We start from the raw sequence: 12431 nt of genomic DNA, 5'->3' as shown, positions 1-12431 counted from the left end.
ATCGCGGCAATGACCGGCGGCAGGGCTTGTGCAACTTGCCGAGAGCCGTGAGTGCGGTGGAGCGATGCCGTGCTCAGTCCGGTCGCAGGGCCGGCGGAGCACCGGCCGGACGGCGCGGCGAGCGGTGCGCACGGTTCGCGGCGTGAGGTGCGCATGGTTCGCGCCGCGCGGTCGCACGGTCCCTCCCACGCGGCCGGCCCGCCCGTAGGGCATCCGCTGCCGAGGCGGAGGGGCCGGCGAGGAACTCGCGGTGGCCAGTTCCTGCTCACCTCCGTTCGGCGCCGGTCTCCTCACCGTCCTCGTGCTCGGCACGGGGCACCCCCATGGCCAGGAGCGCGGTGTCGTCGTCGAGTCCCTCGCCGAACGAGTCCAGGAGCTCGTTGAGCGCCTCGACGGCGCCGGGAGCCGACGTGGGGGCGAGGCCTCGCGCGAATTCCAGGAGCGCTTCGTCGCCGTAGCGTCCACCCGGGTCCGGGGTACGGGCCTCGGTCAGACCGTCGGTGTAGAGCAGCAGCGTGTCCCCGGGGCCCAGCTCCACGGCGGCCGTGGTGAACTGTGCGTCCGGCACGACCCCGACCAGCTGTCCTCCCGGCGTGGGCAGGTAGTCGGCGCTGCCGTCGGCGCGCAGCAGCACGGCAGGGGGGTGGCCGCCACCGGCCAGGACGACATGGAAACCCACGTCCTCCCCGTCCAGGGTGAGCAGGCCGAAGATCACGGTGCAGAAGCGCGGTTCGTCCTCCTGGAACTCACGGTTGAGGGCGCTGTTGAGGTTGGCCAGAACCGTGACCGGCACGGGGTCCGAGACCGCGGCGGCCCGCAGGGTGTACCGCGCCAGAGAGGTCACCACAGCCGCGCCCGCGCCCTTGCCGCGCACGTCGCCCATGAAGAATCCCCAGCGGCCCGGAGCCAGCGGAAACAGGTCGTAGAAGTCCCCTCCCACCTCGTCGGGGGACGCGAAGTGGTACTGCGCGGCCACTTCCAGTCCTGGAACCGGCTCGAGCGCCGGCGGGATCAAGGTGCGCTGCAGGGTCGTGGCGAGGCGCTGCAGTCGTTCGCGTTCGAGATCGGCCTCCTGCCGGGCTCGCAGCAGCTCGCGCTCGTAGGTGCGCCTGTCCCGTGCGTCCAGGAGGGTGGTGCGGATCAGCAGCGGCTGCCCGTCGCTGTCCTGCTTCACGGTGGAGGTGACCAGGACGGGCAGCCGGCTGCCGTCCGCGGTCCTGAGCTCCAGTGCGATGCCGCTGATCCCGCCCTGCATCTGCAGCAGCGGCGAAAAATGCGTCTCGTGGTACAGCTTGCCGCCGATGGTCAGCAGGTCGGAGAACTGTTTGCGGCCGACCAGTTCCTCCCGCCGGTAGCCGAGCCACTGCAAAAGGGTCTGGTTGACCTTGGCGATCCGGCCGTCCAGCAAGGTGGAGAGGTAGCCGCACGGCGCGTTCTCGTACAGGTCCTCCGCACTGTCCTCCAGCAGGGCGGAGAACGGCAGCTGCTCCTGGTCCCGGTCCCCCACGGCCCAGCATCCGTCGGGTTCCTCCCAGCTCGGGGGCACCGTCACGCCCCCTGCACGAAGGCAATGATCGCCTCGGCCGTCTCCTCGGGGGCGCTCAGCTGGGGGCAGTGGCCCGTCGCGTCCAGAGTGACCAGTTCGCTGCCGGGGATCTGCTCGTGGACGAAGGCGCCCACCTCGCGCGGGGCCAGCGTGTCACGCGCGCTCTCGGCGATGAGCGTGGGGACGCTCACTTCGGCGAGATCCGCCCGGTTGTCGGACAGGAAGGTCACTCTCGCGAACACCCGGGCGATCTCCGGGTCCATCCGGCAGAAGCTGTTGGTCAGCTCCTCACCCAGCTCCGGACGTTCCGGATTTCCCATGATCACCGGGGCCATCGTCGCGGACCAGCCCAGATAGTTGCTGTCCAGCGACTCGAGCAGTTCGCCGATGTCCTGTTCGCTGAACCCGCCCCGGTAGTCACCGTCGTCGATGTAGGACGGCGAAGGCGTGAGGAGGACGAGTCTGTCGAAGAGCTTGGGCTCCCGAGCGGCTACGAGGACACCGATCATGGAACTGACCGAATGCCCGACGAAGGTCACGGGTCCGAGGTCCAGTTCCTGACAGATCTCGATCACGTCCTGCACGTAGCCGTCCAGGGTGGAGTACCTCTTCGCGCTCCAGGCGGACACGTCGGATTGCCCGGCCCCCACATGGTCGAAACAGACCACCTGGAAGCGTTCCTCGAGCACGGGCGCGACGAGGCGCCACAGATTCTGATCGCACCCGAATCCATGGGCGAGCATCACCACCGGGCCGCTATCCCGGCCGGACACCGTCACCCGGTTCCTTTTCCGCACGTCCATAGAGAACATCCTGACACCTGCGGCACGTGACGGCCCGGTCTGCCGGAAGGGCTGCTCAGCGGAGTGACCGCTGAGTAACCGTCTACGTGCAAGGTGTCGCCGCACCGGTTTCACCCCTGGTGTCCGCTCGCCGCATGCGGCCGCTCCCCCCGCGCAGGGCGCCGGCCTCTCCCCCATCGAGGGGACGCCGCGTCGAGCGGCACCCGACATCGGGGCAGGAGGCCGAGCGGCTCCGCTCGGCGCCGGCCGCGATCGGCCGCGCCCTCGCGGGCCGGACCGGGGCAGTCGGTGCACCGGTCGGCCGCTGCACGGTCCGGAACTCGCTGACTGACTCATCAGTCTCCGGTCGGCGGTCCGGCCGGGAACGTCGTGAGTGAAGGATGCTCTTTACATGCTTCTCCGTGCTGTCCTTCAGACCGCAGCGCCCGAGCGATGGCTTCGCGAACCTTCCCGATGATCATTACCAGCGGACTGTACTCAGCCCGTTGCTGAGATCCGTCACCTCTGCTCCAGCAAGAACAGCCGGGACGGCGCTGAGCCGGTCCGTCCGGAACTGCACTCGGTCCGGGCGCGGGCCCATCGGCAGTCGGTCAAACAGGACCAGCGCGTCATCGTCCTCGTCCGTTGTTTCGCCGCCCAGATCGACGAGCAGCGCGACAGTCCTGTCCAACTCCCGCTGGATCAGCCGTTGAACCGCGTCCGTGGCCTGCTTACGCTCGTTCTCGGTCAATCCTCCGAGCACGAAGGTGAGGACCTGGGTGTCCGGCGCCACGTACCTGATATCGCACACCACGTCCGTGTCGGCCGACATCCAGAACTGCATGCAGAGCGGCCCGACCGACAGGCCAATAAGCTCCAGGATGCGCTGGACAGGCAGCTTCACCTGTTCCCCCGCGACGTCCAACAGCATCCCGCAGCCCAGCGTCGGGTGCTCGACGGTCAGCCCGGACTGAGCCAATTGGTTGGTGACCGCGCGGAACGCGGACTCGTCCATCCGGCCCTCGCGGTACCAGGACAGGTAGGTCTCCAACACCGCTGACACTCCTCGTCGTCATGGCCCGCCACGGGGAAGACGTGACGCCCTATACCGGTGGCCACCCTCCGTCAACAAGCATCCGGCATTCTGAGCCCATGGGTGATCATTCAGCAGACACGGTCCAAGACCGCAGAAGGAAGGATCGGGGTGGACCATGGTCCGGGTCCCGACGGGCTTCGGCAGTGCGAACCCTTCAGGAGGGCCGGTCCGGTCGTGTCCGTTCCCGGCGCGTCTCCCCAGCGGCCACGGGAAGTTCGAGGCGGGGCCCATGGAAGCGTTCCCGCAGAAGTCGGTCGTGCGACACCACGACCAGCGTGCCGGTGTAGCAGGCCAGGGCCGCCTCGATCTCCTCCACCAGGGCGGGAGCCAGGTGGTTCGTCGGCTCGTCGAGCAGGAGCAGGTCGAGGGGGCCCGCCGTCACGAGGCGGGCCAGCTCGAGCTTGCGGCGCTGCCCGACGGACAGGTCCCGTACGAGGACCGCGAGGTCGGCGGCGTGGAAGAGGCCGAGCGCAAGCAGTGCCCCGACGTGATCCTCGGGCCGGCCCTCCCTGCCTGCTGCGAAGGCGGCGAGGAGTGTCCGGGCGTCGAAAGCGTCATCGGGCGCACTCTGCTGACGCAGGAATCCGACCCGCCGCGGCCGGCGCACGACACCGGCGTCAGGCATCAGTTCGCCTGCCAACACCTGCAGGAGGGTGCTCTTACCGACACCGTTGGGGCCGGTGACGAGGAGCCGGCCACCAGGAGCCAGTTCCAGGGACGGAACGTACAACCGGTCTTCGACCAGGACGTCTTCCAGGTGCGTCGACATGGTCGCCCCCTCGGCGGTCGGCGTGCCTTCGACGCGGCCTGTGAACCGCAGGGGCTGCGGAGGGGGCGGCACCGGGTGCTTCGTGAGCCGCTGCAAGCGCTCACGTGCGTTCCTGATGCGGCTCTGTGCGCCGTGCGCCCGGGAACGGGCCCGGAACGCCCCGGCGCCGCTGAACGCCCACGGCCCCTTGCGGGGGATCCCGGCCAGCAGCCCGGCCCCGGAGTGGGCGAGGTGTTCCTGGCGGGCGACCTCGTTGCGCCATTGCTCGTGCTCCCACACCCACCGGGCCCGGGCCGCTGCCCTGGCGGTGAGGAAGCCGGCGTAACCGTTGCCGTAGCGCCGTACCGTGCGCCGGTCCTGGTCCACCTCCAGAACGGTGTCGGTGACGCGCTCCAGTAGGGCCCGATCGTGCGTGGCCACGACGACCGTGCCGCGATGCCGGCGCAGATGTCCTTCGAGCCATGCCACGGCCTCATCGTCCAGGTCGTTGGTCGGCTCGTCGAGCAGCAGCAGCTCGGGAGCCGAGGCCAGCGTCGCGGCGAGCGCGAGCCGGGAGCGCTGCCCTCCGGAAAGGGTGCTCAGCTTGCGCCTCCGGTCCAGGGGCGCAAGCTCGCCGAGACGGCGCAGGCCCACCTCGACCCGGCGATCCGCACCATGCCCGCCTCGCGCCTCGAACTCGGCCACCAGCGCGGCGTAGTGCTCGAACTCGGCACTGCCGGCCGTACCGAGTCCGGTCTCGGCGACCCGGATACGGCGCTCCAGGGCGCGCAGTTCACCCAGTACGTGATCCACGGCATCGCCCACACGCGCGGCACCGGGCAGATCCAGAGTCTGGCGAAGGTGACCGATCCCGCCCGGTGCAGTGACGGTCAGGCTGCCGTTGTCGACCGACTCCTGTCCTGCCAGCAGCCGGAGGAGCGTGGACTTGCCGGCGCCGTTGTCCCCGACGACGCCGACCTTCTCGCCCGCCCGGACGGTGAGGGACACACGGTCCAGCACCAGCCGGTCGCCGTAGCGCTTGGTCACCTCGGCGAGAGCGATCTGGGACGTGGCGGGAGAGGGGGCAGTGACGGAGGTGGCGACGGGAGCACGGTGCAAGAGCAGTCCTTTGCTGGGTGAGCGGGGTCATGCGGCAGACAGAGGGGCACCCGCTGCCGGCCGATGCACGTAAGCTAGACGAGACGATCCGTCTCGTCAACCCCTTGCCGCACCTCATACCCGCCGGGGCAGCCGCCAGACCGCGTCGATGACGTCGTCGGTGAGGACTTCCCGAGGATCACCCTCCCCCCACAGGCGCCCCTCCTGGAGCAGCAGAAGGTGCCCTGCAGACCTGGCCACCCCGAGGTCATGGGTCGCCTGGACGACCGTGACGCCCTCCTCCGTCACTTCGGCCAGCACATCGGCGATCAACCGCTGAGCCGTCGCATCGAGGCCCGTAGTGGGTTCGTCGAGCAGAAGCAGGTCCGCCTCCTGCGCCAACCCCTGTGCGATGAGGGCGCGCTGGCGCTGACCACCCGACAGCTCCCCGAGCTGCCGGTGGGCGAGGGAGGCAATGCCGAGTCGCCCCATACTCGTCTCCACGACCTCCCAGTCCCGCCGCGACAGCCGTCGCCACAGCCCTCGACGACCCCACCTCCCCATCGCCACGGCGTCGCGCACCGTCAGCGGGAGCACGTCGGCCGCCTTGCTGCGCTGCGTCACGAACGCGACGCGCCCGGCCGTCCGGTGCTCCACCTCGCCCGCTGTTGCCCGGATCACACCGGCGATCACTCCGAGCAGCGTGGACTTGCCCGATCCGTTCGGCCCGACCACGGCCGTTGTGGTGAACGCCGGTATGTGCAGGGTGAGTTGCTCCAGCACCGCACGGCTCGCATAACCGGCCGACACCCCTTCGAGTCCTACCTGTCGCTGCATCTCAGAACCTCTTCCCGTCCCGCGTCTTTGTAGTGATAATCATTTTCATTGTAGTGTCCGGCGACATGGAATGGTTGATGGGCCCCTTCGAGGTGACCTTTGTCCAACGGGCCCTGTGGGGCGGCATTCTCGTGTCGCTGATCTGCGCCCTGGCCGGCACGTGGGTCGTTCTTCGCGGCATGGCGTTCTTCGGGGACGCCATGTCGCACGGCATGCTCCCCGGTATCGCTCTGGCCTCACTGCTGGGCGGCAATCTGCTCGTCGGCGCGGCCGTGAGCGCCGCGGTCATGGCACTCGGCGTCAGTGTCGTCGGCCGGTCCCCCCGGCTGTCGCAGGACACCAGCATCGGCCTGCTCTTCGTGGGGATGCTGTCGCTGGGCGTGATCATCGTCTCGCGTTCCCAGTCGTTCGCGGTCGACCTGACCGGCTTCCTCTTCGGCGACGTCCTCGCCGTGCGTTCGGCCGACCTCGCCTACCTCGGGGGCGCGCTGGTCATCGCCCTGGCGATCTCCGTATTCGGCTACCGGCCCTTCGTCGCGCTGGCGTTCGACGAGCGCAAGGCACACACACTGGGACTCCGGCCACGCCTGGCGCACGCGGCTCTGCTGGCCCTGCTCACGCTGGCCATCGTGGCGTCCTTCCACGTGGTGGGGACGCTGCTGGTCTTCGGGCTGCTGATCGCGCCGCCCGCAGCCGTGCTGCCATGGGCCCGGCGCATCCCGGTGATCATGATCGGCGCCGCGTGCCTCGGAGCCACCGCGACATTCATCGGCCTGCTGCTCTCGTGGCACCTCCACACGGCTGCCGGGGCGAGCATCGCGGCGACGGCAGTCGTCCAGTTCCTGCTGTCCACCGCGGCTTCCGGCCTCCACAACCGGTGGGCGCGGTCCACTCCCCCTTCGTCCACGACCCACCGCCCGCACATGGAAAACGGACATCCGTCATGACACCCAGGAAGACCCGAACCGCCACAGCGCTCTCCTGCGCCGCTCTTGTCGGCACCGGACTGCTCGTCGGCTGCCAGAGCGGCGGCCACTCGGACACACCCTCCAATGCCTCGGCACCGGCCCGACCCCACGGATACGTCGAGGGAGCCGAGGAAGCCTCGGAGCAGCAGTCCCGGCTCGTGCTCGCCGACGCGGGCACCGGGGCGGTCAAGGTCCTTGATCTGATCACCGAGGACATCACGCCGCTCGAAGACAGGGACGGCGTACAAGGGCTGCGCACCGACGGCCGGTTCGCCTACCTGAGCACCACCGACGACACCCACGTCGTGGACACCGGCGCCTGGACGGTGGACCACGGCGACCACGTCCACTACTACCGCGCCGCGATACGCGACGTGGGGCCGATCGCGGTGGAGGGCACCGCTCACATCCACAGCGATCAGGCCGTCACCGCGGTCTCCTCCACGGTAGATGGCACCCGGCTCCTCGACCGCCGGAAGCTGGAGGGCGGAAGCGTCCCGCGTGGCAGCGTGCTGACCGGCGCGGGCAGCGGGGCGGTCGTCCCCTACAAGGAACATCTGCTGGTCACAGCGGCGGATGCCGACAGTGCCACCGTCGAGGTCCGCGACCGGAAGGGAGCGCGGGTCGCCTCACTGAACGAGCCGTGTGCGCAGCAGCGCGGTGAGGCCGTCACCCGCAGGGGTGTGATCTTCGGGTGTGCCGACGGTGCGCTCCTGGTCAGCGAGGACGAGGGCACGTTCGAGGCCGAGAAGATCCCGTACGGCACAGCGGTCAAGGCATCGGAGCGGGCCGTGGAGTTCCATCACCGGGCGGGCAGCACCACGCTCGCGGCCACATCCGGTGAGGACGCCGTCTGGGTCCTCGACGTCACCGCCCGCACCTGGACGCACATCGACACCGGGCCGGTCGCGGCCGCCAACACCGCGGGCGAGGGCTCTCCGCTGCTCGCGCTCGGCAAGGACGGCGTGCTCACCGCCTACGACACCGCCACCAGGAAGAGCGTCGCGCGCAAGGAACTCCTCGCGGAGGGGGCGGGGCCCGGCGCCATCGAGGTCGACACCACCCGCGCGTACGTCAACGACGCGGCGGGACGCAAGGTCTACGAGATCGACTACAACGACCGGCTTCGACTGGCCCGGACCTTCCGGCTCGACTTCGCGCCGACGTACATGGTGGAGACCGGCCGATGAGCGACGACTGCGCGACGGCACGCAGGCGCCGAGGGCCCGCGCGTCTCCTCCTCGCGTCCCTGACCGCCGTGGTGCTCCTGGGCGCGAGCGGCTGCGGCACGGCCGACCCGGGCCGCCCCTCGGTGGTCGTCACGACGAACATCCTCGGTGACATCACCCGCAACATCATCGGTGACGAGGCCGAGGTGACCGTGCTGATGCAGGCCGGCGCCGATCCGCACTCCTTCGGTGTCTCGGCTCCGCAGGCGGCGTCCATCGAGCAGGCCGACCTGGTCGTCTACAACGGCCTCGGCCTGGAGGAGAACGTCCTTCGGCATGTGGAGGCCGCCGAGGAGGCCGGCGTCTCCACTCTGGCGGTGGGCGACGCCGTGGATCCGCTCACCTATACGGCGGGCGAGTCCGCGGACGAGCCCGACCCCCACTTCTGGACCGACCCCGAGCGGGTCGGCGCGGCCGTCGGACTCATCGCGGATCAGGTCATCGAGCACGTGGAGGGAGTCGACAGGGCCGTCGTCGAGAAGAACGCGTCCGCCTACGGGGCGCAGGTGACCGGGCTGAGCTCGTGGATGCGGAAGCAGTTCGACACGATCCCCTCCGAGCGACGCCAGTTGGTGACCAACCACCACGTCTTCGGTTATCTGGCCCAGCGTTTCGGGTTCCGGATCGTGGGCGCGGTGATCCCCAGCGGGACCACCCTCGCGTCGCCGAGCGCATCCGACCTCACGTCGCTGGCCACCGCGATCGAGACGGCCGGCGTGAAGGCGATCTTCGCGGACTCGTCGCAACCCGACCGACTGGCCCAGGTCCTGAAACACGAGAGCGACATCGAGGTCGACGTCGTGCCGCTGTTCTCCGAATCCCTCACCGAGAAGGGAAAGGGCGCGGCCACGTACCTGGAAATGATGCGCGCCAACACGAGATCCATCACCAAGGGTCTGACCACCGAATAGCCACGTTGTCGCCGGTCATGAGCGACAACAAGGGAGAGGAAAACCACACGATGAAGTATGTAGCCCGCCCGAGGACGGCAGTTGCCGTCAGCGTCCTGCTCGCGGCTTCCGTCGCGCTCACCGCCTGCGGAGGCGACACCGAGGAGTCCGCCGCGACGACGACGGACAAGGCGTCGAAGTCGCCGGCCGCCCGGATCGCGGACCCGATCGTCACCACGTACGACGGGGGCCTCTTCATACTGGACGGGACGACACTGAAGCTCGCGGAGGACATACCGCTGGAGGGCTTCAACCGGGTCAATCCTGCGGGCGACGACCGCCATGTGATGGTGTCGACCGCGACCGGTTTCCAGGTGCTGGACGCGGCAGGGCAGAAGCTCACCGACGTCGAGTTCGAGGGCAGCAAGCCGGGACACGTCGTACGCCACGCGGGCAAGACCATCCTCTTCACCGACGGCACGGGCGTGGTCACGGTCTTCGACCCCGAGGACCTCGGTGCCACGAAGCCGAAGAGCGAGACGTACACCTCCGCCGCTCCGCACCACGGTGTCGCCATCCAGCTCGCCGACGGGAAGCTGGTCACCACCCTCGGTACGGAGGAGAAGCGCGTCGGAATCGCCGTACTGGACAAGGACCGCAAGGAGATCACGCGCAGCGAGGCGTGCCCCGGCGTCCACGGGGAGGCCGCCGCGCAGGACGAGGCGGTCGTCATCGGCTGCGAGGACGGTGTCCTGGTCTACAAGGACGGCGCCATCAAGAAGGTGAAGAGCCCCACGAAGTACGGCCGGATCGGCAACCAGGCCGGGTCCGACGAGTCCCCCGTCGTCCTCGGCGACTACAAGAAGGACAAGGACGCCGAGCTGGAACGCCCGGAGCAGGTGTCGCTCATCGACACGGAGACGGGCAAGATGCGGCTCGTCGACATCGGCACGAGCTACACGTTCCGTTCGCTGGCACGCGGTCCGCACGGTGAGGCGCTCGTCCTGGGTACCGACGGCAGGATCCATGTCATCGACCCCGGAACGGGCGAGGTGACCAAGAGGATCCCGGCTCTCGGATCCTGGCAGGAGCCGCTGGACTGGCAGCAGCCCCGCCCGGCGCTCTTCGTGCGTGACCACACCGCGTACGTCTCGGACCCGTCGGGCAAGAAGCTGCTGGCCATCGACATCGAGTCGGGCAAGCAGCTGGCCTCGGTGGAACTGCCGAAGGCTCCCAACGAGCTGAGCGGCGTCAAGCAGCACTGACCGTGCTCCGAGGCGCGAGGCGCGCGTTCCCGCCGGGCGGGAGCGTGCGCCTCGCGCGCTCCCGCGCCTCCCCCGACAGGACCCGGAGCGACGTCCGGTGGCCGTGGGTGACACCCGGTACCTCCGGCAGCCCCGTCCGGAGGTGTCCGCGCCCGGACAGGCTTACGCTGCGATGAACACCGGAATCGTCTGCAGTGCCCTCTCCGGCGGGCGAGCCCGGCTCTCCCCACGGCAGCGCACCCACAAGGAGTCAGCGAGATGTCCGCGACCACGGCGCACCACCCCCACACCTCGCACGCGCACCAGCACGCCCCGGGATGCGGCCACGTGGCGATCCCGCACAACGACCACATCGACTACGCGCACGACAAGCACCTGCACCGCACCCACGAGGACCACGTGGACGAGTGCGTGAACCCGGAGCACTCGGTGCACGAGGGACACGAGCACCAGCACGGAGTGGACTGCGGCCATGTCTCTGTGCCGCACGAGGACCATGTCGACTACGTCCACGACGGCCACCGGCACGCCTCGCACGAAGGGCACTGGGACGATCACTGAGCTCCACGTGAGACCACAAGCAGCAGGGTGAGCCACGACGTGGTCGTGGCGGGCAGCGGTGAGCCGGCGCCCGGGGGTGCGCGGTTTGGTCTCCGATTGTCGCCACCCAGCCGCAACGGCCCCAGAGGCAACTCGGTTACGCCACACCCACCGGGCCCGACGTGGGAGGGTGGCCTTCGACCCCCGCCCCGGTGCCACGGCGGCCGTTGAGCAAGAGGCGGGGCACGGTGGGAGGCGCGATGAAGGGCCCCGACATGTCCCGTGGTGCTCGTCTGACCGCCCACGGCACCGTTTCCACGTCGCTGGCGCTGCGCAGTGACCGCGGTCTGCGCGCGTTCGTGGACGCCGGCGCACCGCTGGGGTCGGGCATCGGTGGGAATACGGTCCTGTTGGAGGTCGAGGGAACGCCCGTCTTCGTCAAGCAGGTACGGCTGACCGATCTGGAACGACGGCCTGAGCATGTTCACTCCACCGCGAATCTGTTCGACCTCCCGGCCTTCTGCCACTACGGCATCGGTACCATCGGCGGCCCGGGGTTCGGGGCCTGGCGGGAGCTGGCCGTGCACACCATGACGACCAACTGGGTGGTCGCGGGAGAACACGAGGGCTTCCCCCTGATGTACCACTGGCGGGTGGTACCAGATGCCGGCCGGCCACTTCCCGAGGAACTGGCCGATGTGGATCGAGCGGTCGCCTACTGGGGAGGCGGATCGGAGGTACGCCGCCGGATCGAAGCCCTCCAGCAGTCCACCGCAAGCCTCGTGCTGTTCCTGGAGTACATCCCCCAGAACCTGCACGACTGGTTGGGCGTCCGGATCGGGGCCGATGACGAGACGGCCGAGCGGGCCTGTGCCATGGTCGACGACGAGCTGAGAGCCGGCATCTCCTTCATGAACGCCCGCGGGCTGCTGCATTTCGACGCCCACTTCGAGAACATCCTCACCGACGGCCGACAGCTCTTCTTCACCGACTTCGGCCTCGCGATCTCCTCCCGCTTCGAGCTCGCACGGGACGAGGCCGACTTCTTCGGCCAACACCGCACCTACGACCAGTGCTACATCAGCACACACCTGGTGAACTGGCTGGCCGTCGCACTCCACGAATACACACCGGAGGAACGCAGAGCGTTCGTGCACGGCTGCGCCGAAGGCGTATCCCCGGCGGAAGTGCCGGCATCGGTCGCGACGCTCCTTCTCCGTGACGCGCCGGTCGCCGCGGTGATGGGTGACTTCTATCGGGCGTTCCAGCAGGTGAGCCGGGCGACTCCCCATCCGCTGGAAGCCATCTCCCGGATGGAGGCCGACAGCGCGGACAGCGACGGCCGGTCACACGCGGGTGGCGAACCGGCTGTCGGGCAGCTTCCGCAGTGAAACCGCGGTCGACGAACCGACCAGCTCCCCGCGCAGCGGTT

Annotated in this window: 11 protein-coding genes; 6 read left to right on the top strand and 5 right to left on the bottom strand. The window is 69.2% G+C overall.

All coding sequences use genetic code 11. The annotated features are described in order from the left end of the window. Positions 1-265: 265 nt before the first annotated feature. The 5 genes from OG927_RS31765 to aztA form a co-directional block, all read right to left on the bottom strand. Positions 266-1552 carry a PP2C family protein-serine/threonine phosphatase gene (locus OG927_RS31765; RefSeq protein WP_371613279.1) on the bottom strand — a complete coding sequence of 429 codons (1287 nt, stop codon included), beginning with the start codon at positions 1550-1552 and terminating at the stop codon, positions 266-268. Further along, positions 1549-2349 carry an alpha/beta fold hydrolase gene (locus tag OG927_RS31760; protein WP_056788502.1) on the bottom strand — a complete coding sequence of 267 codons (801 nt, stop codon included), beginning with the start codon at positions 2347-2349 and terminating at the stop codon, positions 1549-1551. Before OG927_RS31760 ends, OG927_RS31765 begins: the two co-directional genes overlap by 4 nt. 460 nt (positions 2350-2809) lie before the next feature. Continuing rightward, the gene (locus tag OG927_RS31755) at positions 2810-3382 is read right to left on the bottom strand and encodes a hypothetical protein (protein WP_330321199.1); all 573 of its coding nucleotides are present in this window, start codon (positions 3380-3382) and stop codon (positions 2810-2812) included. Positions 3383-3578: 196 nt separating this feature from the next. Then, positions 3579-5291: an ABC-F family ATP-binding cassette domain-containing protein gene (locus tag OG927_RS31750; protein WP_124280236.1), complete on the bottom strand. Its 1713-nt coding sequence runs from the start codon at positions 5289-5291 to the stop codon at positions 3579-3581. 114 nt (positions 5292-5405) lie between these two features. Further along, positions 5406-6107, bottom strand: a complete 702-nt coding sequence (gene aztA, locus OG927_RS31745) for a zinc ABC transporter ATP-binding protein AztA (protein WP_124280237.1) — start codon at positions 6105-6107, stop codon at positions 5406-5408. Positions 6108-6172: 65 nt separating this feature from the next. On the opposite strand from aztA, the gene aztB reads away from it, so the two are divergent. From aztB to OG927_RS31715, 6 genes are all read left to right on the top strand, one after another. Beyond that, positions 6173-7054 carry a zinc ABC transporter permease AztB gene (gene aztB / locus OG927_RS31740; RefSeq protein WP_056789096.1) on the top strand — a complete coding sequence of 294 codons (882 nt, stop codon included), beginning with the start codon at positions 6173-6175 and terminating at the stop codon, positions 7052-7054. After that, complete coding sequence (locus OG927_RS31735) at positions 7051-8265, top strand: hypothetical protein (protein ID WP_319102589.1); 1215 nt, start codon at positions 7051-7053, stop codon at positions 8263-8265. Before aztB ends, OG927_RS31735 begins: the two co-directional genes overlap by 4 nt. Beyond that, on the top strand, positions 8262-9215 hold the full coding sequence (gene aztC / locus OG927_RS31730; RefSeq protein WP_209471653.1) for a zinc ABC transporter substrate-binding protein AztC: 954 nt from the start codon (positions 8262-8264) through the stop codon (positions 9213-9215). The genes OG927_RS31735 and aztC overlap by 4 nt, the downstream gene beginning before the upstream one ends. Before the next feature lie 50 nt (positions 9216-9265). Continuing rightward, positions 9266-10459: a zinc metallochaperone AztD gene (gene aztD, locus OG927_RS31725; RefSeq protein ID WP_209471654.1), complete on the top strand. Its 1194-nt coding sequence runs from the start codon at positions 9266-9268 to the stop codon at positions 10457-10459. Positions 10460-10717: 258 nt separating this feature from the next. After that, positions 10718-11020: a hypothetical protein gene (locus OG927_RS31720; protein WP_124280238.1), complete on the top strand. Its 303-nt coding sequence runs from the start codon at positions 10718-10720 to the stop codon at positions 11018-11020. Between the two features lie 254 nt (positions 11021-11274). Beyond that, positions 11275-12390 (top strand): protein kinase family protein, encoded by a 1116-nt coding sequence (locus tag OG927_RS31715; protein ID WP_330321198.1) that lies wholly within the window; start codon positions 11275-11277, stop codon positions 12388-12390. Positions 12391-12431: the final 41 nt, after the last annotated feature.

The organism is Streptomyces clavifer (genome assembly GCF_036345975.1).
GTDB lineage: Bacteria > Actinomycetota > Actinomycetes > Streptomycetales > Streptomycetaceae > Streptomyces > Streptomyces clavifer.
The sequence above is the reverse complement of the archived record's forward strand: the minus strand, read 5'-3'. Positions and strand labels throughout refer to the sequence as shown.

Bases quoted from the DNA above. Each gene is read 5' to 3' on its own strand.
- OG927_RS31735 (WP_319102589.1), top strand. From the start codon at position 7,051: ATGACACCCAGGAAGACCCGAACCGCCACAGCGCTCTCCTGCGCCGCT.
- aztC (WP_209471653.1), top strand. From the start codon at position 8,262: ATGAGCGACGACTGCGCGACGGCACGCAGGCGCCGAGGGCCCGCGCGT.
- OG927_RS31760 (WP_056788502.1), bottom strand. From the start codon at position 2,349: ATGGACGTGCGGAAAAGGAACCGGGTGACGGTGTCCGGCCGGGATAGC.
- aztA (WP_124280237.1), bottom strand. From the start codon at position 6,107: ATGCAGCGACAGGTAGGACTCGAAGGGGTGTCGGCCGGTTATGCGAGC.
- OG927_RS31715 (WP_330321198.1), top strand. From the start codon at position 11,275: ATGTCCCGTGGTGCTCGTCTGACCGCCCACGGCACCGTTTCCACGTCG.
- OG927_RS31720 (WP_124280238.1), top strand. From the start codon at position 10,718: ATGTCCGCGACCACGGCGCACCACCCCCACACCTCGCACGCGCACCAG.
- aztD (WP_209471654.1), top strand. From the start codon at position 9,266: ATGAAGTATGTAGCCCGCCCGAGGACGGCAGTTGCCGTCAGCGTCCTG.
- aztB (WP_056789096.1), top strand. From the start codon at position 6,173: ATGGAATGGTTGATGGGCCCCTTCGAGGTGACCTTTGTCCAACGGGCC.